Consider the following 23,385-nt stretch of genomic DNA (forward strand, 5'->3'; position numbering starts at 1 on the left):
CGCCCGTTCCCGGCCGGGGTCCGGGGTCGTCCCCCCGGGGGTGCAGCACGTCGCGGTAATGGAAAATTAACACCGGCACTGTTACTTGTCACTAGGGTCGTGGGAGAGCTATCAGCCTCCCGGTGGGTCACCGGGAGGTCCGCACGGTGCAGGATGGGGTGCATGACGGACCGGGGAGCGCGCGCCACGCGGCAGCAGCGACAGCAGATGATCATCGACCATGTGCTGGCACACGGCGACGCCAGCGTCGCCGAGCTCACCGAGATGACCGGGGTCAGCCTGATGACCGTGCACCGGGACATCGCGGAGCTGGCCGACCGCGGCATTCTGCGCAAGTACCACGGCGGGGTCTCCGCGCAGCCCTCCACCGTCTTCGAGTCCAGCTCGGACTTCCGGCTGCACGCGCACAGCGGCGAGAAGGAGGCGCTGGCCCGCGAGGCCCTCTCCTTCATCTCCCCCGGCATGTCGCTGATGCTCGACGACTCCACCACCGCACTGGCGCTGGCACGGCTGCTGCCGCAGGTGGGGCCGCTGACCGTGGTCACCAACTACCGCCTGATCACCGAGGAGTTGCGGTCCGCCGACGACATCCGGCTGATCTGCATCGGCGGCGAGTACTCGCGTACCCACGACTCCTGGATCGGCCTCCCCGCGCAGGAGATGATCGGCGGCTTCTCCGTGGACGTCGCGGTCGTCTCCACCTCCGCGATGACCGGGACCATGACGTACCACCAGGAGCAGGAGATGGTGGCGATCAAGCGCGGCATGCGGGAGGCCGGCGCGGTCAGCGTGCTGCTGATGGACCACAGCAAGGTGGGGCGCAGCGCGCTGCACCGGCTGGAGAGCGTGGAGTCCTTCGACCATGTCGTGCTTACGGGGCCCGTCGACGACGCGGTGCTGGAGGGCATGGGCAAGGTGACGGATGTACGCGTGGCGGAGCGGGAGTGACCCCGGCGGTGGGTGCGGTTCGCGCTTCGCGCTTCGGGTGCGGTGCGTGCTGACAGTGCGGTACCGCTGGGGTTTGCGCAGTTCCCCGCGCCCCTTGTTCGCGCCGTTCCCCGCGCCCCTGATCTGCGCCGTTCCCCGCGCCCCTGAGGAGGCCCTCAGTCGCGCGAGGCTTAACAGTCCTGGCGGTTATTTTTCACAGACCCCTTGATATTTCTCTCAGGGAGTTTGATTATCAGCGGCTGTACGACATCACCTCAGAGTGGAGGCCGCAATGCCGGGACGAGCCGCGGGAGCGGGTACGGGCGGGCTGCTTGACCGCATAGGGCTGCCGAAACCCTTGCTGTTCGGCTATATCGGCGTCCTGCTGTTCATGATCGGCGACGGTGTGGAGAGCGGCTTCATCGCCCCCTACATGGCCGACCACGGCGCCGGGACGGACGTACGGGCCGGCTACGTGATCACGGCGTACGGCGTCGCGGTCATGCTGGCCTCCTGGTTCTCCGGGGCGCTGTGCCAGGTGTGGGGGCCGCGCCGGGTGATGTGGGTCGGCCTCGCCATCTGGGCCGTCTTCGACGTGCTGTACCTCGTCGTCGCCCTCGGCGCCGAGAACTACCCGATGATGATGCTGCTGTACGGCATCCGCGGCTTCGGCTACCCGCTCTTCGCGTTCGGCTTCCTCGTCTGGATCACCGACACGGCGCCGACCGCCCGGCTGGGCACGGCAGTCGGCTGGTTCTACTTCGCCTTCACCGGCGGTCTGCCCACGCTCGGCTCGCTCTGGTCCAGCTGGACGATCCCGTCGCTCGGCGAGATGGGCACCCTGTGGTCCGCGCTCGTACTGATCCTCGTCGGCGGCGGCTTCGCCCTCATCGGCGCCCGCAAGCGCGCGGGCGGCGACCGGCTCGCACCGCCCGAGGTCACCACGGCGGAGTCGCTGAAGAACAGTGTCTCGATCATCTGGACCCACCCCCGGGTGCTGGTGGGCTGCCTGGTCCGAGTGATCAACACAGCGCCGGAGTTCGGCATGCTGGTCTATCTGCCGCGGATCTTCTCCGACGACGTGGGCTTCGGCACCGACAAGTGGCTCCAGCTGCTGGCGATCATCTACGGCACCAACATCTTCTTCAACCTCATCTTCGGCGCCCTCTCCGACAAGATCGGCTGGCGTACGACCATCGCGACGTTCGGCGCGCTCGGCTGCGCGATCAGCGTGACGGTCCTGTACTTCGTACCGACCTGGCTCGGCCCGGACTACTACTGGGTGGCCGTCCTCGCGGGCGTCCTGTACGGCGCCACGCTCGCCGGATTCGTGCCGATCTCGGCGCTCATCCCGTCCATGGCCCCGGAGAACAAGGGCGGCTCCATGGCCCTGCTCAACCTGGGCGCGGGCGGCGCCACGTTCGTCGGGCCCGCCGTCGCCAGCCTGTTCTTCCCGCTGGTCGGCGCGGGCGGCGTGACGCTCATCTTCATGGGGCTCTACCTGCTCGCGCTGGTGCTGACCCTGTTCCTCAAGCTGCCCGGCGAGAAGGGCGGTTCGGGAGCGGACGCCGGCTCGGGCGGCAAGGAAACCCCCTCCTCGGCCCCGGCCCCCGCGTAGGACGCACGCTCCGCCGGTCCACTCGTGGAATGCGCAGTTCCCCCTCCGAGGCGGGTCCGCGGCACAGCGCCGCGGGCCCGCCTCGGACCTTTTCCGCCCCGGCCCGCAGCGAAAGCAGACCGCGCCCCGGGGCGGGCGGCCCGTTGACCCGGGCAACTGACTTGCGGATCAGTCAGGGCTCATCACTGCACAATTGCGGGGGTTCTGTCCGTATTTTATGCCGTTGCTCGATGCAATTTCACTCGGGGGATTGCGCTCATCTCATCACTGGCCTACGTTGGTGGCCATGCAGCAAGCACCCGGTCACCGCGTCGCCGACAGCGGCGGAGACGTGGCCGAGCGCGTGCGGCAGGTGATCGCCGAAGCCGGTTGCAGCCAGCGGGAGTTCGCGCGGCGGATCGTGATGGATCCGTCGAAGCTGTCCCGTTCGCTGAGCGGCAGCCGCCGGTTCACCGCCGCGGAGCTCGCCCGCATCGCCGACGAGGGCGACGCGGACGCGGGCTGGCTGCTGGGTGCCGGGACTTCCGGCGCAGGGGCATCCCCCGAGCACGCCCCTGCGCCGGCTTCCCCCGAGGACCCGGAGCCGTACGGCTCACCGCCGGTGCCGCGCACCGCGGCGCACGCCCCCGAGGGCGGCCGGCCGTTGCAGATCGTCCGGGAGACGGTGCGGCTCATCGCCGAGCACGGCTTCCATGCCGTACGGGTCTCCGACATCGCCGAGGCCTGCACGACCAGCACGGCGGCCATTCACTACCACTTTCCCGGCCGCGCCGAGCTGCTGGAGGCGGCGGTCCGCTGGTGCATGGACGAGGACACGGTGCGCCGTGCCGAGCACATCGCCGAAGCGGGCGACGCGGCGGGCGAGCTGCGGCACTTGATCGAGTTCCAGATCCCCGACAGCCGGCAGCAGCGCATCCAGTGGCTCGTGTGGTTCGACCTGTGGGCGGAGGCCGCCCGGTCCACCGCCATCGGACAGCTGCACACCCACTACTACCGCGTGTGGCGCAGCACCGTCGCCGACGTCCTGCGCCGCGGCATCCGCCAGGGTGTCTTCCGCGACGTGGACCCGGAGTTCAGCGCACTGCGCCTCACCGCGCTGATCGACGGCCTCGCCGCGCAGGTCATCGCCGGCAGGTCCGACAGCGACGAGCCGGGTGGCGGCACCAGCATCGAAGAGATGCGCACGGCCCTGCTCGCGTACGTCGACGCCGAACTCGCCGCGTAGGACGCTGCGCTCGCAGCCCCGCAGACAAGCCGAGACCTCAACTCACCGATCTTTTCTGCCCGTTCCCGGACACGTCTCTGCCCGTTCCCGGGCACGTTTCTGCCCTTTTGCCGGTCCGTTCCCGTACCCGTACACACGGAGAAGGAGAATCCCCATGGCCATGAACCAGTCGGTCATCATCACCGCGGCCCTCACCGGCGCGGGCGACACCGTGAGCCGCAGCCCGCACGTCCCCGTGACGCCCGAGCAGATCGCCGCCTCGGCCGTGGACGCGGCGAACGCGGGTGCCGCCGTGGTGCACATCCACGTACGCGACCCCGAGACGGGCGCGCCCTCCCGCGACCCGAAGCTGTACGCGGAGACCGTCTCCCGCATCAAGGAGACCGGCACCGACGTCGTCATCAACCTCACCGCCGGCATGGGCGGCGACCTGGCGCTCGACCCCGACCAGCCGCTGGAGAAGGGCGCCCAGCCGGGCACCGACCTGGTCGGCGGCCTCGACCGGCTGCCGCACGTCGAGGACCTGCTGCCGGACATCTGCACGCTGGACTGCGGCTCGCTGAACTTCGGCGACCAGCTCTACATCTCCACCACGGAGATGCTGCGCAAGGGCGCCAAGCGGATCCAGGAGCTGGGCGTACGGCCCGAGTTGGAGATCTTCGACACCGGGCAGCTGTGGTTCGCGAAGCAGTTGCAGGCCGAGGGCCTGCTCGACGACCCGATCGTCGCGCAGCTGTGCATGGACATCCCGTGGGGCGCCCCCGCCGACCCGGGTGTGCTCCAGGCGATGGTCAACGCGCTGCCCGCGGGCACCGAGTGGGCCAGCTTCGCGCTGGGCCGCATGCAGATGCCGTGGGTCGCGCAGTCCATCCTGCTCGGCGGCAACGCGCGGGTCGGCCTGGAGGACAACCTGTACCTCAGCAAGGGCGTCAAGGCGACGAACGCGCAGCTCGTGGAGCGCGCCGTCACGATCACCGAGTCCCTCGGCGCGAAGGTCGCTTCCGCTGACGAGGCGCGCGAGCGGATGGGGCTGAAGCCCCGGTCCTGACCCCCGCGCCTTGAGGGCTTCGCCCTCGCCTTTCCGCCGCGCTGAGGGCTCCGCCCTCGCCTTTCCGCCGTACCGAGGGCTCCGCGCCCTCTCTTTCCCGCCGCGACGGCGAGCTCCCCGTACGGGGCGGGCCGGCGGTCCTGGGCGGACCCGGCCACGACGACCGGGCTCGCTCCCGCATCGGACCGCCGGCCGGCACCGCCGTGGTCACCCGCCGCTGCGGCGGGACACAGACTTTCTCTCTCCCGTAAGGAAAAACTCATGAGCACTTCCACTCCTGTCGCGCCGCAGGACGTCGCCCGGGTCGCCTGTGTCGGCGCGGGCGTTATCGGTGGCGGATGGGTCGCGCACTTTCTCGCCAAGGGTTACGACGTGAAGGCGTGGGACCCCGCGCCGGACGCCGAGGAGAAGCTGCGCCGCCTCGTCGACGCCGCCTGGCCCGCGCTGAAGCAGCTCGGCCTCGCCGAGGGCGCCTCGCCGGACCGGCTGGCCGTCGTACCGACCGTCGAAGAGGCCGTCGCCGACGCGCACTTCGTGCAGGAGAGCGCCCCGGAGAACCTGGAGCTGAAGCAGGACCTGCTGGCGCAGATCGACGCCGCCGCACCGGCCGGTGTCGTCGTGTCCTCCTCCACCTCCGGCTACCCGATGACCGACATGCAGACGAAGGCGGCCGACCCGAGCCGGCTGCTCGTCGGCCACCCCTTCAACCCGCCGTACCTGATCCCGCTCGTCGAGGTCGTCGGCGGCGAGCAGACGGACCAGGACAAGGTGGACTGGGCCGCGGAGTTCTTCGAGGTCGCCGGCAAGTCCGTGATCAAGATGGACAAGGAGCTGCCCGGCTTCATCGCGAACCGCCTCCAGGAGGCGCTGTGGCGCGAGGCCCTGCACATGGTCGCGAACGGTGAGGCCACCGTGCAGGACATCGACGACTCGATCACTGAGGGCCCCGGTCTGCGCTGGGCGTTCATGGGTCCCTGCCTGACCTTCGCCCTCGCGGGCGGCGAGGGCGGCATGGGACATATGCTCGATCACTTCGGCCCGTCGCTGAAGTCGCCGTGGACGCGTCTCGAGGCGCCGGAGCTCGACAAGGCGCTGCGTGATGCGATGGTCGACGGCTGTGACGAGGCCGCCGGCGAGCGCTCGATCGCGGACCTCGTCGCCGAGCGCGACCAGGGCGTCATCGACGTTCTGCGGGCGACCGGCCGACTGTCCCAGTAGTTCGAAGGGAGGCTCCAAGTGACCGAGCAGACAGCCGAAAAGGAAACACAGGCCGCCGCCGAGGCGGAGCCGGTCGGCATCAACGACGGGCCGCTGCCGGATTTCCGGCAGACCGTACGCCCCGAGTGGATCGACTACAACGGCCACATGAGCGAGGCGTTCTACGTGCTCGTGTTCGGCCACGCCACGGACGCGATGATGATCGAGGCCGGTCTCGGGCCGCGTTACCGCGAGCAGAGCAACTGCTCGCTGTACACGGCCGAGGCCCACATCCGCTACCTCGACGAGGTGGCGGAGGGTGCCGAACTCACCGTCCGTACGCGCATTCTGGGGGCGGACGCGAAGAAGGTCCGGTTCGCGCACGAGATGTACGTGGGCGACGCCGACGCCGAGAAGGCCGCGCCTGTGGCGACGACGGAGCTGCTCGGCATCCACGTCGACCAGGGCAAGGGCCGCTCGACGCCGCTCCCGGACGCGGTGCAGTCGCGCTTCGCCGGGCTGGTCGCCAAGGACCTCCCGGAGTGGGCGGGCCGCGCCATCGGCCCGGTGCCGAAGGCCGGCTGAAGTCCCCGGACACAGGAGGGTGTTCCCGGCACGCGCGTGCCGGGAACACCCTTCTGCCGTTTCCGCCCGCGCCGTCTCCCCACACGGTGCTCCCGGTCGCCGTCGAAGCTGTGACCTGGCGCTCAGTGGCACGATGCGGTACCTCCGGCGGTTGACTGTGCCGTCACCGCCCTCGCACAATGGCGAACATGATCCCTCACACCACCGCCCCCGCCGCTCTGCTCGGTGTGCCGTGGCGTCGCGGGTGTGAGCGGTCGGGTCTCTAGCTGCGGCCCGCGCCTCCCCTTCGGGAGGCTGCGGCACGTTCCTCCCTCCGGAGGACTCCGCGCTCAGAGTCTCGACTTTCCGTCCGGAAACTCGCATTCCGACCGCTCACAAGGATCACCATGACTGTCATTTCCCAGGACACCCCTGCCCAGAACTCCCCCGTCCAGGACTCTCCGGAGGGGGCCTGCACGCTGCGTGAGGCCCGCATTCCCGAGGGCGGCATGTACGAGGGCCGCCGCGTCCTCAACCGCGTGCCGGAGGACTGGCAGGACCGCCCGTACGAGCACATCACCGTCGTGCCGCAGGGCCGCATCATCGGCGCCGAGATCCGCGACGTGGATCTGACCGGCCCGCTCGCCCCGGCGGTCTTCGAAGAGCTCAACCGGGCGTTCCTGGAGTGGAAGGTCCTCTTCTTCCGCGGCGCGCACCTCACCCCCGAGCAGCAGGCCGGCTTCGCGAAGCACTGGGGCCCGCTGGAGACCAACCCGCTGCTGGCGCGCGGCTCTTCGGACGAGGTCGCCCGCTTCGACAAGGGCGACAGCGCCGTCCCGACGTTCGAGAACGTCTGGCACGTCGATGTCACCTTCCGCGAGAAGCCGGCCATGGGCGCCGTGCTCCAGCTGCGCGAGGTGCCGCCCGTGGGCGGCGACACCATGTGGGCCGACATGGCCGCCGCGTACGACAACCTGCCCGAGGACGTGAAGGAGCGGATCCAGGACGCGGTCGCCGTGCACGACTTCATCCCCGGCTTCCGCCGCTTCTACGACGACGAGACGCTCATCCCGATGCAGGACGAGTTCCCGCCGGTGGAGCACCCCGTCGTGCGGCGGCACCCGGAGACCGGCCGGAAGCTGCTCTTCGTCAACACCTCCTTCACCACGCACATCAAGGGCATGAGCCGCGAGGAGAGCGACCGGCTGCTGGCGTTCCTGGTCCGGCAGGCCCACACGCCGGAGTTCCAGGTGCGGTTCACGTGGCAGCAGGGCGACATCGCCTTCTGGGACAACCGGGCGACGCAGCACTATGCGGTGGACGACTACTTCCCGCATCGGCGGCTCGCCGAGCGGGTCGCCATCGCGGGCGACCGTCCCTTCTGACCGCTGTAGGCAGCCTGCGCTGTGGGCAGTCTGCGCCAGGGGCGCAGGGTGGGCACAGCGCAGGACCGCACCCGCGCAGGGTTCCGCACCCCGCGCCTGACGTACGCGTACGTCGGGTGCACGGGGACGTGACCTCGCGGGTGCGGTCCGCTGTGCCCACCCGTTCCGCCCCCTGGGCGGACCAGCTGCCCACAGCTATGTGTACAGCTGCTCTATGACGGCCGCGTAGCGGTCCGATACCACCGTGCGGCGGACCTTGAGGGTGGGGGTGAGGACGCCCGTCTCGACCGTGAACTCCTCGTCCAGGATGGCGAATTCACGGACCCGCGCCGGCCGCGCCACCCCCGCGTTCGCCGCGTCGACGGCCTCCTGTACGCGCTGCCGCAGCACCTCCGCGTCGAGCCCGGAAGCCGTGTCCGGGTCGAGGGTGATGAGCGCGACCGGGTACGGCCTGTTGTCGCCGATCATGACGGCGCGGGCCACGAACCGGGACTGCTGGATGGCGAGTTCGACCTCGGACGGCGAGAGGTTCTTGCCCGCCGAGGTGATGACGAGTTCCTTCTTCCGGCCCGTGATGCGCAGATAGCCGTCCTCGTCGAGCGACCCGAGGTCGCCGGTGTGCAGCCAGCCGTCGCCGTCCAGGGCCTCGGCCGTGGCGGGACCGTTCGCGTGGTAGCCGGAGAACACGGTCGCGCCGCGCGCCAGTACCTCCCCGTCCTCCGCGATCCGCACCTCGCAGCCGGGGATGGGCCGCCCCACCGTGCCGTACCGCACGGCTCCCGGGTGGTTGAGGGAGATGACGCCCCCGGACTCCGTCATCCCGTACCCCTCGAACACCTCGACGCCGCACGCCCGCAGGAAGTCCAGCGTCTGCGGCGCGATCGGCGCCGCGCCGGTCAGCGCCCACTGGAGCCGGCCCCCGAACACGCCCCGTACCAGCCCGTACAGCTGCTCGTCGGCCGCCTTCCAGCGTTCCAGCAGTTCGCCCGACGGCTCCTCGCCGCGCGCCCGCATGTCGGCCACCTCGACGCCGGTCCGTACGGCTGCGGCGAACCGTTCCGCGCCGTCCGGGCCCTTGGACTCCGCGATCTGCTCGACCATCGCGTGCACCTTCTCGAACAGCCGCGGCACGGACGGCAGATGCGTCGGACGCACCTCGGCGAGTTCGGTGACGACGTCCTCGATCCGCCCGCCGAAGCAGGCGAGTTCACTGCCGGCCAGCAGTGAGCGCCACTCGATGAGCTGCGCGAGGAGATGCGCCAGCGGCAGATAGAGGTACGTGACGGTGTCCGGGCCGCTCTCCAGCAGCGGGAAGGTCGCGTCGTGCAGCGCGGTGATGTTGCCGTGCGTCAGCATGCAGCCCTTGGGCGGGCCCGTGGTGCCGGAGGTGTAGACGAGGGAGCACAGCTCGTCCGGTCCGATGGCCTCGGCGCGCGCCAACAGCGCCTCCACCGTTGCCGGTTGAGGCAGCCCGTACATGTCCGCCATCAGCACCACATGCCGCAGTCCGGGCAGCCGGCCCTCCGCGCGCAGCCGTTCCACGCGCGCCGCCTGCGCCGCGTCCTCGCAGATCAGGACGGACGCCGCCGAGTCGCCCAGCACCCAGGCGACCTCCTCCTCGCCCGCCGTCGGATAGACCGGTACGACCACGCCGCCCGCCGCGAAAGCGGCCAGATGGGCGTGCACCCACTCGGGTCGGGTCTCGGACAGGATGCCCACCCGCTCACCGGCCCGCAGGCCGACGGTGCCGCCCATGAGGCCGCGCGCCACCGCCCGTACGGCGTCGCGCAGTTCCTCGAAGGTGGCGCTCTTCCAGGCACCCTCCGCTGTCTTGTGCCGCACCGCAGGCCGGCCTTCGTACCGGTCGGCGGCGAACTCCGCGAGCAGGGCGAGACTGTGCGGACGCGTCTCCATCGGCATGGCTTCTCCTGAGGTCGTCCCTCGAATGCTGCGCGGCGGACGGTAGACGAGTCTGGGCACTCCGTCTGCGCACCGGGATGACAGGAAACGTCACCACCGCTGACCTCTGCGCTCAACGCGGTTACCGTGCACCTCGTGTGCTGCGAGGTGAACTCCGTGGACAGTCACCGCCGGACCATCACCGTGCGCCGCGTCCGCGCCGCGCTGCGGGGCGCGGAACGGCTCGGGCTCGACACCGCGCCGCTGCTCCAGCGCGCCCGCATCCCGCCGCTGCTGCTCGGCGACGACGAAGGGCGGGTCACACCCGAGCAGTTCGCCGGGCTGCTGCGCGCCGTCTACACCGCGACGGAGGACGAGTTCCTCGGCCTCGGCCCGGCCCGCAGCAGGACCGGCACCTTCGCGATGATGTGCTACGCCTCGATCGGCTGCCCCGACCTGGGCAGCGCGCTGCGCCGCGCCATCCGCTTCTACGGGCTGTTCCCGCAGGGCCCCGAGCTCTCCCTCGACCTGCGCGACGGTGCCTTCCGCTACACGGTCCGCAACCGGCTGCGCGAGGACCGCGACCACTTTCTCGCCGAGTGCCTGATCGTGCTGTGGCACCGGCTGTCCGCGTGGCTGGTGGGCCGGCCCGTACCGCTGCTGTGGGCGGAGTTCGCCTATCCGGCGCCGGCGCACCGCGCCGAGTACGAGGCGATGCTCGGCTGTGTGCCGCGCTTCGACGCGCGCTGGACCCGCGCCGCCATCGACGCGCGCTGGCTGCGGGCGCCCGTCGTCCAGGACGAGTCCACGCTGCGGGCGCTGCTGCGCCGCTCCCCCACGGATCTGCTCAGCCGCCGCGCGTGGGACACCACGGTGGCCGAGCGGGTACGGCACACCCTGCACCGGTCACTGCGGGAGCGGAACCGGCTGCCGGAACTGGGCGCGGTCGCCGTGGCGCTGGCGGTCAGCCCGGCCACGCTGCGCCGCAGACTCGCGGACGAGCACACCTCGTTCCAGGCGCTGAAGGACGCGGTGCGCCGGGACGCGGCGCTCGCCTCGCTCGCCGCGGGCCGGGAGCCGATAGCGGAACTGGCCCTCCGGCTCGGCTTCTCCGAGGACACCGCCTTCCACCGGGCCTTCCGCCGCTGGACCGGCACGACCCCCGGGGCCGTCCGGGGGAATCCATTCAGCCGGGAAGTTGAGCGTTTCGGTCATTCCAGACCCTACTGAATCGTCATTACGGTCAAGTAGTACATCCCAGCACCACTGACCGTTGGGAGAGACCACCGTATGCAGCCGTACCTCCGCAGAAGAGGCGCGCGTCTGGTCGCGGTCACCACCGCGCTCGGCCTGACGGGCCTCGTACCGGCGGGCAGCGTCACCGCGCACGAGCGGCAGTCCGCGCTGTCCCCGCACTCCCCGCACGCCCCGCAGTCCGGGCAGGCCGGGCAGGCCCCGCAGCAGGGGCACCGTCCGGCGCCCGGCGACGTCGTGCGCGCCGAGCCGTCCGCCTTCCGCAGCGTGCCCGGCGGCCCCACCAACACCTCGGCCTGGAAGGTCCACTACCGGTCCACGTCCGCGACCGGCAGACCCAACACCGTCTCCGGCACCGTCATCGTCCCGAACGACGGCAAGAAGGGGCCGCGCCCCCTGATCACGTACGCCGTCGGCACCGTCGGCATGGGCGACCAGTGCGCGCCCTCCGCCACTCTCCCGCAGGGCAGAACCTCCGAGGGGCCGCTGGTCAACGGCGCCCTCGCGCGCGGCTGGGCCGTTGTCCTCACCGACTACGAGGGCCTCGGCACCCCCGGCGACCACACCTACACGGTCGGCCGGGCCGAGGGCACCGCCGTCCTGGACGCGGCGCGCGCGGCCCAACGCCTCCCGCAGGCACGGGACATGGGCGTCTCGGACGCGTCGCCCGTCGGCATCACGGGCTACTCGCAGGGCGGCCAAGCCAGCGCCTGGGCCGCCGAGCTGCAGGGCTCGTACGCACCCGATCTCAAGGTCAAGGGCACCGCGTCCGGCGGCGTCCCGGCCGATCTGGAGAAGACGGCCGCGTACAACGACAACAACGCCGACACCGACACGGCGCTGATCTTCATGTCGGCGATCGGCCACGACGCGGCCCACCCGCGGCTGCGGCTGGACAAGTACCTCACCAAGGAGGGCCGGAAGCTCATCTCGACCATGCGGGGACAGTGCGTGGCGGAGAACTCGCAGGCGGCGCTGGGCAAGACCATCGACGACATGACCGTGCGGAATCCGCTCGACCAGCCGGACTGGCGGCGCGCCATACAGGCCGACAAGCTCGGCACCCGGTCCCCGGCCCATCCCGTGTACCTGTACCACGGCGACGCGGACGAGATCATTCCGTACGGCGTGGGGCAGCAGCTGCGCGACGACTGGTGCCGTCGCGGGGTCGACGTCAGCTGGCACAACTACCCCGGTCAGAAGCATGTCGGCGGGGCGATCCTCGGCTCGGGCCCGGCGATGAACTGGCTGGCGGGGCGCTTCGCGGGGATGCCCTCGCAGGGCAACTGCGGTCAGCGAAAGTGAGCGTTCCCGTCAGCGCGTGACGTACCGTCAGGTCATTACGTTCTCCCGGCAACGAGCCGAGCCAGCCGATGCCGGGAGAGCCGCATGCCCCTCCGTACGCACCGCAGCAGCCGTACGCGCAGCCGCCGTACGCAGCACCTCCGTACGCAGCCTCCGCGTACGCACCGCAGACTGTCCCGGCGCGCCCGCGCCGCCGTGGCGGCCGTCGCGCTCAGCGTGCCGGCCGCCACGCTGACCGGGGGCGCCGCCACGGCGGACGGCGGCGCCGCGTCCGGCTCCGCGCCGGGTGATGTGGTCTCCGCGCAGGCGCAGCGCTTCCTGCCGAACCCCGTGACCCCGTCGGACGCCAAGTCCTGGAAGATTCACTACCGTTCGACGTCGGCGACGGGCCGGGCCAACACCGTGTCCGGCACCGTCATCGTCCCCGACGACGGCAGGAAGGGCCCGCGCCCGCTGCTCACGTACGCGGTGGGCACGGTGGGCCTCGCCGACAAGTGCGCGCCCTCCGCGGGCTTCCCGAAGGGCACCACCAAGGAGGGCTCCCTCATCCAGCAGGCCCTGGCCCGCGGCTGGGCGGTCGCCGTCACCGACTACGAGGGCCTGGGCACACCGGGCACGCACACCTACACGGTCGGCCGGGCCGAGGGCACCGCCGTCCTGGACGCGGCGCGCGCGGCCCAACGCCTGCCCCAGGCCCGCGACATGGGCGTCTCCGACGCGTCGCCCGTCGGCATCATGGGCTACTCGCAGGGCGGCCAGGCGAGCAGCTGGGCGGCCCAGCTGCACAAGTCGTACGCCCCCGACCTCAAGGTCAGGGGCACCGCGACGGGCGGCGTGCCCGCCGCCATGAACGAGGTCGCCGACTTCAACGACGGCAACATGGGCTCGGCGCTCATCGCCATGGCCGCGGTCGGCCAGGACGCGGCGTTCCCCGAACTGGACCTGGAGAAGTACCTCAACGCGCGCGGCAGGGTCCAGAAGAGGATCGCCGAGACCCAGTGCATCGAACTGGCCGCGGGATCCTCGCCGTTCTCGAAGATCGACGACATCACCACGAAGAACCCGCTGTACGAGCCGGACTGGCAGAGGCGGCTGCGCGAGTCCGACCTGGGCACGGTCGCGCCCGACGCGCCGGTCTTCCTCTACCACGGCACGGCCGACACCCTCATCCCGTACCGGACGGGCACCCGCCTCCGCGACGCCTGGCGCGACGAGGGCGCCGACGTCACCTTCCGCGCCCTTCCCCTGGAACACATCAGCGGCGCGGTGGCCGGCGCCCCGCTCGCCATGAACTGGCTGTCCCGGCACCTCGACGGCTGACGGGCCCCGGGTTCCGTACGGCGTGGGGTTCCGCGCCGCATGGGGTTTCGCACCGCATGCGGTTCCGCGCCGCCCGGTCGTCCGTGGACCGGGCGGCCGGGACCGGCGCGGTGCGGGTGTCAGCCGTTGATGGCCTTCCAGAACTCCTCGAACGACATCTGGCGGTCGCCGTTCGCGTCGAGGTCGTCGATCAGCTGCTGGGCCTCCGCCTCGGTGATCTCGGAGCCCAGCTCGCTGACGACCTTGCGGTACTCGTCCGCGGTGACCAGACCGTCGCCGTCGACGTCGTAGCGGTCGAAGACCTTCCGCGCCGCAGCCTCGATGATGTCCGCCATGTGCTTCGCCTTTCTGCGTACTTGACCGGACGGGCCAGGCTATCCGCCCGCCACGGAGCCCCCGCCACGCAGGCCCCGCGGGGTCGACGGCCGGGTCGGGTCGACGGCCGGGTCGGGTCGACGGCCGGGTCGGGTCAACGGCCCGGGCGGCGGCCGTAGTCGGCGTACATCGCGTCGACCTCCCGCTCGAAGTCGCGGAGGATCGCCGCGCGGCGGAGCTTCAGGGACGGCGTGAGGTGGCCGCGGTCCTCGGTGAAGTCCTGCGGGAGGATCGTGAAGCGGCGGATGGACTCGGCGCGCGAGACGAGGGAGTTGGCCTCGTCGACGGCCTGCTGGAGGTTGCGGCGCAGGTCGTCGTCGTCGAGGAGTTCGTGCGGGGTCAGCTGCTCCTTCCGGTGCATCCGCTTCCAGTGCCGCAGGCCGTCCGGTTCCAGGGTGAGCAGCGCGCTGACGTACGGGCGGTTGTCGCCGAGCACCAGGCACTGGCTGACGAGCGGGTGGGCCCGCAGCCAGTCCTCCAACGGCGCCGGGTACAGGTTCTTGCCGCCGGTCGTGATGATGAGGTCCTTCTTGCGGCCGGTGAGCGTCAGATAGCCGTCGTCGTCGAGTTCGCCGATGTCGCCCGTGGGGAACCAGCCGCCGTCGGTGAGACCGGCGTCGACGGTTCCCGTACCGGCGTCCCAGTAGCCGGCGAAGACCTGCCCGCCCTTGAGCAGCACCTCGCCGTCGTCGGCGATGCGGACGGCGGTGCCCGGCATGGGCCGGCCGACCGTGCCGAGGCGGGGCCGCTGCGGCGGGGTCACGGTGGACGCGGCGGTGGTCTCGGTGAGGCCGTAGCCCTCGAATACGGAGATGCCGGCGCCCTCGTAGAACGCGGCCAGCCGCCGCCCCAGCGGTGAGCCGCCGCAGATCACGTACCGGCAGCGGCCGCCGAGCGCGGCCCGGATACGGCGGAACAGGAGTACGTCGTACAGCCCGCGTGCCGCGCGCAGCCCGGAGCCGGGGCCCTTGCCGCGGCCGTGCTCCTGTTCCTCGACGGCCGTCCCGTACCGCCGGGCGATCCGCGCGCCGCGGTCGAACGAGGCGCCGCGGCCCATGTTCTCGGCCGTGGCGCGCGCGGTGTTGTAGATCTTCTCCAGCACGTACGGGATGCCGAGCAGGAACGTGGGGCGGAACGAGGAGAGGCTGTCGAGCAGTTCCCCGGTCCCGGTGCTGGGCGCGTGCCCGTGCCGCACCCGGGCGCGCATGCAGCCGACGGCCGCCATCCGGCCGAAGACGTGCGAGAGCGGCAGGTAGAGGAGGGTGCAGGGGTCGTCGCCGCCGGCCTGTTCGCGGAAGACGGGGTGGAGCAGTTCGATGGCGTTGTCGACCTCGGCGAAGAAGTTGCCGTGGGTCAGCGCGCAGCCCTTGGGGCGGCCCGTGGTGCCGGAGGTGTAGATGAGGGTGGCGACGTGCTCCGGTGTGGTCCGCCCGCGCCGCTCGGTGACGGCCTCGGCGGGGGTGTTCCGGCCCGCGTCGGTGATCTGCTGGACGGCTCCTGTGCTGATCTGCCAGAGCAGTTCGAGGTCCGGCAGATTGCCGCGTTCGGCGCTGAGCATCCGCGCCTGCTCGACGTCCTCCACGGCGCAGGCCCGTACGCGCGCGTCCTGCAGGATGCTGCGCGCCTGCGAGGCGGAGGACGTCGGATAGACCGGCACGGTGACGAGGCCGGCCGCCCAGCCGGCGAAGTCCAGCAGCGTCCACTCGTACGTCGTACGCGCCATGATGGCCAGCCGGTCGCCGGGCTGGAGACCGTGCGCGACGAACCCCTGCGCGACAGCCTGCACCTCCGCGGCGAACTCACGTGCCGTCACATCCCGCCACCGGCCGTCCGGTTCGCGGTGGGAGAGGACGGGCGCCTCGGGTGCCTCGGCGGCGTTGGTGAACGGGATGTCGCCGAGGGACCCTCGGGTGACCGGCGACACCAGCGCCGGCACGGACACCTCCCGCACGGTGCCGCCGACCCGCACCTTCTCCGGCTCGACGAGCCGCGCGACGCCGGGCACGCCGGCGGCCGGACCGGTCACGCCGGCCGAACCGGGCGCGCCGGCAACGGGGTTGGCGCTCCCCGCGCCCTCGGCGCCGGACGCGCCGGCAGCGCTGTTGACGCTTTCGGGGTTCTCGGCTCCGGCGTCGCCAGACGCGCTACTCACCTGCTGGGACGACACGAGCGGCTCCTCTCCATGACGTACCTCCTCGGCAGCGGCGTACGGGGCGGGGCGGCCCCGGGGCGCGCGGTCAGGCGCGTTCCAGAATGGCCGTCACTCCCTGCCCGCCCGCCGCACAGATGGAGATCAGCCCGCGCGCTCCCGGTTCCGCACCGTCGCGCTCCGCCAGCAGCTTGGCGAGCGTGGCGACGATCCGGGCGCCGGTCGCGGCGAACGGGTGGCCCATGGCCAGCGAGGATCCTGCCGTGTTCAGCCGGTCCCGGTCCACGGGCGCGAGGCCCTGCTTCTCCCAGGCCGCCATGGTGGCGAGCACCTGCGAGGCGAACGCCTCGTGGATCTCCACGAGTTCGAAATCCTCCATGCCGAGCCCGGCCCGCTCCAGCATCCGCGGCACGGCGTACGCGGGCGCCATCAGCATGCCCTCCGCGCCCTCAGCGCCGCCGTCGCCGACGAAGTCCACCGCACCGGTCTCGTACGCGGTGAGGTAGGCGAGCGGCTTCAGGTCCCGCTCCTCGGCCCACTCCTCGCTCGCGAGCAGCACGGTGGCCGCGCCGTCGGTGAGCGGCGTGGAGTTGCCCGCGGTCATGGTGGCCTCGTCGGGGTAGCCGGTGCCGAACACCGGCTTCAGCTCCGCGAGTTTGGTCACCGACGTGCCGGGGCGCAGATTCTGGTCCCGGGCGAGACCGTTGAAGGGCAGCACGAGGTCGTGCAGGAAGCCGCTGTCGTACGCGGTGGCCAGGTTGCGGTGGCTCGCGGCGGCCAGTTCGTCCTGCTCCCGCCGGGAGATGCCGAACTCCCGCGCGGTGCGCGCCGCGTGCTCGCCCATGGAGAGCCCGGTGCGCGGCTCGCTGTTCCGCGGGATCTCGGGAACGAGGTGCCGGGGCCGTACGCGGGCGAGTTCGCGCGCCCGCTCCTTCCAGTCCTTGGCGCGGCGGGCGGCCAGCAGGATGCGGCGCAGCTCGTCGTGCACGCCCAGCGGCGCGTCGCTCGCGGTGTCGGCGCCGCCCGCGACGGCGGACTCCGTCTGCCCCAGGGCGATCTTGTTGGCGGCGGCGATGACGGCCTGCAGCCCTGTGCCGCAGGCCTGTTGGATGTCGTACGCCGGGGTACGCGGGTCGAGGCGCGACCCGAGCACCGTCTCCCGCGCCAGGTTGAAGTCGCGGCTGTGCTTGAGGACCGCGCCGGCCACGAACTCGCCGACGTCACCCGCGCCGGTCAGCCCGTACCGCTCGACGAGTCCGTCGAGCGCGGCGCCGAGCATCTCCTGGTTCGAGCAGGTCGCATACGGTCCGTCCGACCGTGCGAAGGGGACCCGGCTGCCGCCGACGACCGCGACGCGGCGCGGGGCCCGGGGAAGTGTGAGGCCGCTGGAACTCATCCTCGACCGACTCCTGACCTGTAAGTAACCTTACTCCGAAGTAAATTTACGCGAGCACGAGGAGCTGGGGAACATGGGCGACCGCTACCTTCACCTGACCAACACCGGCCCTGGCCGCTTCCTTTCCCGACGCCTCGGCCTCCCGCAGCCCACACCGCTGCACCGCTGGTCGGCGGAGCGCTCCGTGCTGGAGGGCGGCCCGCTGCTGCACCTCACCGCCGCACACCCGTCGGCGTGCGGCTGGGAGGAACTGGCAGCGGTGCTCGGCAGCTGCGGGATCCCCGTGGTCCGCGAGGACCGGGACGGCACCCGCTACGCCGCCGTGGCGGTCGACGCTACGGGTATCCGCACCGTTTCGGAACTCCAGGGTGTGTACGCGGCGCTCCACCCGGTGCTGCGCCGCCTCGCCGACTGCGGCCGGATCGTGGTGCTGGGCACCCGTCCCGACCCCGAGGACCACCATCAGGCCGCCGCACAGCAGGCGTTGGAGGGCTTCGTCCGCTCGCTCGGCAAGGAGGCGGGCAAGGGCCGCACCGCGCAGCTCGTACGGCTCGCGCCCGGCGCCTCGGCCCGCGGCGCCGAGTCCACCCTGCGCTTCCTGCTGTCGCCGCGGTCCGCCTACGTGAGCGGCCAGGTCATCGAGACCTCCGCCGGCGAGCCGCTGCCGGTCGCCGACTGGGGCCGGCCGCTGGCCGGACGTACGGCGCTGGTCACGGGCGCGGCGCGCGGCATCGGCGAACAGGTCGCCGCCACGCTCGCCAGGGACGGCGCGCACGTGCTGTGCCTCGATGTGCCGCAGGCCGAGGACGACTTGGGGCGGGTCGCCGAACGGCTCGGCGGCACCGCGCTGACGCTGGACATCACGGCGGACGACGCGTCGGAGCTCATCGCGTCCACGCTGCCGGAGAAGGGCCTCGACGTCCTCGTGCACAACGCGGGCATCACCCGCGACCGCAAGCTCGCCAACATGGGCGCGGACCGCTGGGACTCCGTGCTGGAGGTGAACCTCGACAGCGTGCTGCGTACGACGGACCGTCTGCTCAAGGCCGGGGCGCTGCGCGAGGGTTCGGGCCGCGTCGTGGCCACGGCCTCCATCGCGGGCATCGCCGGCAACATGGGCCAGACCAACTACGGGGCCAGCAAGGCGGGAATCATCGGCCTCGTACGGTCGCTGGCGCCGCGGGCCGCGGAGCAGCACGGCGTGACGGTCAACGCGGTGGCGCCGGGCTTCATCGAGACGAAGATGACGGCGGCGGTCCCGTTCTTCATCCGGGAGGCGGGGCGGCGGATGAACTCCCTCTCCCAGGGCGGGCTTCCGATCGACGTGGCGGAGACGACGGCCTGGTTCGCGGGCCCCGCGTCCAACACCGTGAACGGCCAGGTGGTCCGCGTCTGCGGCCAGAGCCTCCTCGGCGCGTGAAGCGCCTGGCGGCGCACCGCAGGCCGGTGTACGGGAGGCGAGCCGTACGCGGCGGCGCCGGGTGGCCGGGCCGGGCCCGCGTGGCTAGCCGCCGCTCACACCGCCGACCCGTTACTCCGTGGGGCACGTGCCGCTGCGGCGGAGAAGGGGGGGCGGCCCCGGCCCGCCCGGCCTGCTGCCGCAGTGCCGCGTGGGTCGCTGCCCGCTCATACCGCCGGCCCGTTACGCCGTGGGCGCGTGCCGCCGCGGCGGAGAAGGGGTGCCCGGCTCGCCTGGCCCGCTGCCGCAGTGCCGCCGCGGCGGAGAAGGGGGTGCCGGACCCGCCGTCCGTGAACGCGTGCCTCCGCGGGGGGTGAGGGGAACGCACATGGTGTGGCCGCTCTCGCCCGCCGCTCCCGACCAACATCCCGACCACCTAGGGAACTTCCATGCCCAGTCCTGCCGACCGGCAGCTTTCCGTGCCGCCCAATCTGCCCCTGCTGCTGGCCACCGGGGCACTCACGTCGCCGGGCAAGCGCGGCCCGTACGAGGGGGCGCGGCTGCCCGAGACGCGGCTCGTCCTGAGCGACGCCTCCGTGGACGCCAGGGCGCTGCGCGCCTACACGCAGGTGTGCGGCTTCCCGACGGCCGCCCAACTGCCGCCCACCTACCCGCACATCCTCGGCTTCCCGCTCGCCATGCGACTGATGGCCGACCGCGGCTTCCCGTTCCCGCTGCTCGGTCTCGTCCACACGGAGATCGGGCTGACGCAGCACCGGGCGCTGCACACGGCGGACCGCCCGGAGATCGCCGTACACGCCGAAGGGCTCGAACCGCACCGGAAGGGCAGCCAGTTCACGGTCGTCACCGAGGCGTACCTGGGCGGTGAGACGGTGTGGGAGTCCCGCAGCACGTACCTGTGCCGGCACCGTACGGACGCCGCGCCGAAGGACTCCGCGCCGGAGGAACGGAGCAGGCCCGGGCAGCGGGACCCGCTGCCGGTGCGCGCCACGTGGGAGCTGCCCGGCGGGCTCGGCCGCCGCTACGCCGCCGCGTCCGGCGACCGCAACCCCATCCATCTGCACCCGCTCACCGCGAAGCTGTTCGGCTTCCCGCGGCACATCGCGCACGGCATGTGGACGTTCGCGCGCTGCCTCGCGGAAGCCGCGCCGCCCGAACGGTTCACGGCTCAGGCCGAGTTCAAGGCCCCGGTGCTGCTGCCCGGCACGGTCACGTACGGGGAGCGGGACGGCGCGTTCGAGCTGCGCGGCGCGGGCGGTGACGGCCGCCTGCACCTCAGCGGATCGCTGGTCACCGGGGGGCCGGCCGCCAACGGGCGCCCTTGAGAAGGTTCTCCAGACCGGCCCAGCAGAAGTTCATGAGCGTGGCCGCGGTCTCCTTCGCCGTCGGACCGTCGTCCGTACGGTCGTTGGCCCAGCCGGCGAGGGATTCCGCCGCGCCCACGAGCGCGTGGGCGAGACCGGACACCTCGCGGTCCGCGAGCTCGCCGTCGCAGCCCGCGTCCTGCGCGGCCTGCGCGAGCAGCGTCCGCACCAGTTCGGTGATCTCGGCACGCATGGCGGCCACTTCGTCCGCGAAGGGCTGCCCCTGCGTACCGGCACGGTGCAGCACCTGCCAGCCGTCCGGCTGCGCCGCGGTGTGCGCGAAGAACGCGCAGAGCCCGTTCCACAGCTGCTGGTCGGCGCCGACCGCGACCTCCCGGGTGCCGTCGCGTACGGCCTCGACCAGCGCCGCGCCCTCCCGCCTGATGCAGGCGGTGAACAGCTCTTCCTTCGACTTCAGATAGAGGTACACCAGCGGCTTGGACACCCCGGCCGCCTCGGCGATGTCGTCCATCGACGCCGCCTGGTAGCCGTGCTGCGCGAAGCCCGCGACCGCGGCGTCCAGCATCTGCCGTTCGCGCACTTCCCGCGGCATCCGCCTCTGCCGACCCGTCGCCACCGCTCTCTCCTCCACCCCTGCCGCTCAAACCCCAGCCAGCGTACGCGCCCGCCCGCACACGCAACCGCGTGTACGGGCGGACGACCGGTTCCGCTCTGTCAGTCGTGCCGGAAACCCGGTTGTGCGAGACCCCTCGGGTACGGGCCCCCGCCGCGCTTCCGGTTCAGCCTCCGACGCCTGCCGGGGCCGGGACGGAGGGCTTCTGCTCGGCGTCGGACGGGGCGACGGTGTCGTCGTCCCAGTTGTCCATGCTGAAGCTCTTGGCGCTGCTGAACACGTCGAGGTCGAGGACCTTTTCGCGGGCCGCGACCAGGACCGGGATCACGACCTGGCCGGCCACGTTGGTGGCCGTGCGCATCATGTCGAGGATCGGGTCGATGGCGAGGAGCAGGCCGACGCCCGAGAGGGGGAGGCCCAGCGTGGAGAGGGTGAGGGTCAGCATGACCGTGGCGCCGGTCAGACCCGCGGTGGCCGCGGAGCCGATGACCGAGACGAGGACGATCAGCAGGTACTCCTTGATGCCCATGTCGATGCCGTAGAACTCACCGATGAAGATCGCGGCGATCGCCGGGTAGATCGAGGCGCAGCCGTCCATCTTCGTGGTGGAGCCGAAGGGCACCGCGAAGGACGCGTAGTCCTTGGGGACGCCGAGGCGTTCGGTGACCTTCTGGGTCAGCGGCATGGTGCCGACCGAGGAGCGGGAGACGAACGCCAGCTGGATGGCGGGCCAGGCGCCGCGGAAGAACTGCACCGGGTTGACCTTGGCGACGGTGGCCAGCAGCAGCGGGTAGACGCCGAACAGCACCAGGGCGCAGCCCACGTAGATGTCCGCGGTGAAGGTCGCGTAGTCGCCGATCAGGCCCCAGCCGTAGTCCTTGATGGCGGTGCCGATCAGGCCGATGGTGCCGATCGGGGCGAGCCGGATGACCCACCACAGGGCCTTCTGCAGCAGGGCGAGCACGGACTCGCCGAGGGTGAGGATCGGCTGGGCCTTCTCGCCGAGCTTCAGCGCGGCGACGCCGACGACCACGGCCATGAAGACGATCTGCAGGACCTGGAGGTCCTTGAAGGGCGTGATGATGTCGGTCGGCACGATGCCGGTGATGAAGTCCAGCCAGGAGCCGGACTCGTCGGGCTTCGCGGCACCCGAGGCGGACAGGCCGGTGCTGGAACCGGGGCTGGTGACCAGCCCGATGAGCAGGCCGATGGCGACCGCGATCAGCGAGGTGGCCATGAACCACAGGAGGGTGCGCGTCGCGAGGCGGGCCGCGTTGTGCACGTTCCGCAGGTTGGTGATCGAGATGGTGATCGCGAAGAACACCAGCGGTGCGACGGCCAGCTTCAGCAGCTGGATGAAGATGTCGCCGACCTGCTGCAGCGTCGTGCCGAGCCAGCCGATGTCGCCGCTGCGGGCGACCCAGCCGAGCGCCACGCCGAGGACGAGACCCAGCAGGATCTGCACCCAGAACGGGATCTTGGGGAAGGGTATGCGCTTGCGCGCGGGGCTCTCCGGCTGCTGCTGCTCGGCAGAGGCCGGGGACGCGGATGACGAGGACACGGACAGACTCCGGTAAGGCTTCTCAATTTCACGGGACGGGGGCACGTGCGGTGCGGAGCGGTGCGCCGGAGGCTGTCCGGCCGCATCGACGCCGTTTGTACCTGCTCAGCAGGCCCGGCGACAGGTCGCGGACATACAGCGGCAGAGATCGACGTGCAGCCGCGCCACGAGCTGCGCACCGGGCGGCGCGCCGTGCGGCTCGGAAGTGGGGGCTGCGGTCGACATGAGCATCACGTTAACACTGGGTGTTTGACGTGCCCAAAGGTTTGCTTTGAGCACTGCGTACGCCGATGCACAACGCCCCGCCGGGGAAAGGAGATTCCCGACGGGGCGCGGAAGCGGGTGTGACGAGCGTTACGAGGGCGCGGAGCACTGGCCGCGCGGGCGGGATCCCGGTACAGGGGCGCGGAACGCGCCAAGTACGCGGTGGGGCGGGCCGAAGGCCCGTTACGCGGCGCTGTCTTCCTGGCTCTGGTTCGCGGCGAGCTTCCCCTTCGCCCGGTCGACGCCGTCGACGATCTGCTCGGACATCGCGTCGCGCTGCTTGCGCAGCAGCACGAAGGAGAGCGGGGCCGAGACGACGAGCGCGATCAGCACGATCCAGACCGGGTTGGACTTGCCGATGCCGGCCGGGATGACACCGGCGTACGAGAGGACCGCCATCACGACGAGGCAGCCGACGAAGACGCCCAGCCGCATCAGGGTGTAACGGAGCGTGGCGTGCGACTTGTTGCTCACGGGGACCTTCTTCTCGCGTACTGCGTACTCTGTCTCGGTTCTTCGATTGTCTCAGAGCCGCCGGAC

Annotated in this window: 19 protein-coding genes; 12 read left to right on the forward strand and 7 right to left on the reverse strand. The window is 71.6% G+C overall.

The annotated features are described in order from the left end of the window. Positions 1-162 precede the first annotated feature (162 nt). The 7 genes from AC3AGO_RS15710 (at position 163) to AC3AGO_RS15740 (ending at position 7,964) form a co-directional block, all read left to right on the forward strand. Positions 163-948 carry a DeoR/GlpR family DNA-binding transcription regulator gene (locus tag AC3AGO_RS15710; RefSeq protein ID WP_487820825.1) on the forward strand — a complete coding sequence of 262 codons (786 nt, stop codon included), beginning with the start codon at positions 163-165 and terminating at the stop codon, positions 946-948. A 271-nt stretch (positions 949-1,219) separates the two neighbouring features. Continuing rightward, positions 1,220-2,545, forward strand: coding sequence for an MFS transporter (locus tag AC3AGO_RS15715; RefSeq protein WP_487820826.1), 1,326 nt, complete (start codon positions 1,220-1,222; stop codon positions 2,543-2,545). Positions 2,546-2,831: 286 nt separating this feature from the next. Further along, a complete protein-coding gene (locus tag AC3AGO_RS15720; RefSeq protein WP_487820827.1) occupies positions 2,832-3,770 on the forward strand; it encodes a TetR/AcrR family transcriptional regulator in 939 nt (312 codons plus the stop codon). A 160-nt stretch (positions 3,771-3,930) separates the two neighbouring features. Beyond that, positions 3,931-4,818, forward strand: coding sequence for a beta-keto acid cleavage family enzyme (locus AC3AGO_RS15725; RefSeq protein ID WP_487824672.1), 888 nt, complete (start codon positions 3,931-3,933; stop codon positions 4,816-4,818). Positions 4,819-5,079: 261 nt separating this feature from the next. Then, complete coding sequence (locus tag AC3AGO_RS15730) at positions 5,080-6,036, forward strand: 3-hydroxyacyl-CoA dehydrogenase NAD-binding domain-containing protein (RefSeq protein ID WP_487820828.1); 957 nt, start codon at positions 5,080-5,082, stop codon at positions 6,034-6,036. Between the two features lie 18 nt (positions 6,037-6,054). Beyond that, a complete protein-coding gene (locus AC3AGO_RS15735; RefSeq protein WP_487820829.1) occupies positions 6,055-6,600 on the forward strand; it encodes a thioesterase family protein in 546 nt (181 codons plus the stop codon). 488 nt (positions 6,601-7,088) lie between these two features. Then, positions 7,089-7,964, forward strand: a complete 876-nt coding sequence (locus AC3AGO_RS15740; RefSeq protein ID WP_487824673.1) for a TauD/TfdA dioxygenase family protein — start codon at positions 7,089-7,091, stop codon at positions 7,962-7,964. A gap of 195 nt (positions 7,965-8,159) precedes the next feature. Here the strand turns inward: AC3AGO_RS15740 and AC3AGO_RS15745 are convergent, their stop codons facing one another. Beyond that, positions 8,160-9,884 (reverse strand): AMP-dependent synthetase/ligase, encoded by a 1,725-nt coding sequence (locus AC3AGO_RS15745; RefSeq protein ID WP_487820830.1) that lies wholly within the window; start codon positions 9,882-9,884, stop codon positions 8,160-8,162. Positions 9,885-10,040: 156 nt separating this feature from the next. Between AC3AGO_RS15745 and AC3AGO_RS15750 the strand changes: the two genes are divergently transcribed. The 3 genes from AC3AGO_RS15750 to AC3AGO_RS15760 all read left to right on the forward strand — a co-directional run bounded on the left by AC3AGO_RS15750 (position 10,041) and on the right by AC3AGO_RS15760 (position 13,742). Then, a complete protein-coding gene (locus AC3AGO_RS15750; protein ID WP_487820831.1) occupies positions 10,041-11,093 on the forward strand; it encodes an AraC family transcriptional regulator in 1,053 nt (350 codons plus the stop codon). 60 nt (positions 11,094-11,153) lie between these two features. Next, positions 11,154-12,422, forward strand: coding sequence for a lipase family protein (locus AC3AGO_RS15755; RefSeq protein WP_487820832.1), 1,269 nt, complete (start codon positions 11,154-11,156; stop codon positions 12,420-12,422). A 171-nt stretch (positions 12,423-12,593) separates the two neighbouring features. Next, positions 12,594-13,742, forward strand: a complete 1,149-nt coding sequence (locus tag AC3AGO_RS15760; RefSeq protein WP_487824674.1) for a lipase family protein — start codon at positions 12,594-12,596, stop codon at positions 13,740-13,742. Positions 13,743-13,861: 119 nt separating this feature from the next. Here AC3AGO_RS15760 and AC3AGO_RS15765 read toward each other — a convergent pair whose 3' ends face one another. The 3 genes from AC3AGO_RS15765 to AC3AGO_RS15775 form a co-directional block, all read right to left on the reverse strand. Next, positions 13,862-14,077, reverse strand: a complete 216-nt coding sequence (locus AC3AGO_RS15765) for an EF-hand domain-containing protein (protein WP_487820833.1) — start codon at positions 14,075-14,077, stop codon at positions 13,862-13,864. A 134-nt stretch (positions 14,078-14,211) separates the two neighbouring features. Further along, positions 14,212-16,143: an AMP-dependent synthetase/ligase gene (locus AC3AGO_RS15770; RefSeq protein WP_487824675.1), complete on the reverse strand. Its 1,932-nt coding sequence runs from the start codon at positions 16,141-16,143 to the stop codon at positions 14,212-14,214. A 211-nt stretch (positions 16,144-16,354) separates the two neighbouring features. Further along, the gene (locus tag AC3AGO_RS15775; RefSeq protein WP_487820834.1) at positions 16,355-17,662 is read right to left on the reverse strand and encodes an acetyl-CoA C-acetyltransferase; all 1,308 of its coding nucleotides are present in this window, start codon (positions 17,660-17,662) and stop codon (positions 16,355-16,357) included. 73 nt (positions 17,663-17,735) lie between these two features. Here AC3AGO_RS15775 and AC3AGO_RS15780 point away from each other — a divergent pair, with 73 nt between their 5' ends. Together AC3AGO_RS15780 and AC3AGO_RS15785 are read left to right on the forward strand one after the other, a co-directional pair. Continuing rightward, a complete protein-coding gene (locus tag AC3AGO_RS15780) occupies positions 17,736-19,082 on the forward strand; it encodes a 3-oxoacyl-ACP reductase (protein WP_487820835.1) in 1,347 nt (448 codons plus the stop codon). 428 nt (positions 19,083-19,510) lie between these two features. Beyond that, complete coding sequence (locus AC3AGO_RS15785; protein ID WP_487820836.1) at positions 19,511-20,407, forward strand: MaoC/PaaZ C-terminal domain-containing protein; 897 nt, start codon at positions 19,511-19,513, stop codon at positions 20,405-20,407. Here AC3AGO_RS15785 and AC3AGO_RS15790 read toward each other — a convergent pair. The 3 genes from AC3AGO_RS15790 to AC3AGO_RS15800 all read right to left on the reverse strand — a co-directional run bounded on the left by AC3AGO_RS15790 (position 20,373) and on the right by AC3AGO_RS15800 (position 23,319). Beyond that, entirely contained in the window at positions 20,373-20,999 is a 627-nt protein-coding gene (locus AC3AGO_RS15790; protein WP_487824676.1) for a TetR/AcrR family transcriptional regulator, read from the reverse strand. The genes AC3AGO_RS15785 and AC3AGO_RS15790 overlap by 35 nt on opposite strands. 187 nt (positions 21,000-21,186) lie before the next feature. After that, positions 21,187-22,581, reverse strand: a complete 1,395-nt coding sequence (locus AC3AGO_RS15795) for a dicarboxylate/amino acid:cation symporter (protein WP_487820837.1) — start codon at positions 22,579-22,581, stop codon at positions 21,187-21,189. A gap of 447 nt (positions 22,582-23,028) precedes the next feature. Then, the gene (locus AC3AGO_RS15800; RefSeq protein ID WP_487820838.1) at positions 23,029-23,319 is read right to left on the reverse strand and encodes a DUF4229 domain-containing protein; all 291 of its coding nucleotides are present in this window, start codon (positions 23,317-23,319) and stop codon (positions 23,029-23,031) included. Positions 23,320-23,385: the final 66 nt, after the last annotated feature.

The sequence above is a fragment of the Streptomyces sp. BL1 genome (assembly GCF_057628045.1).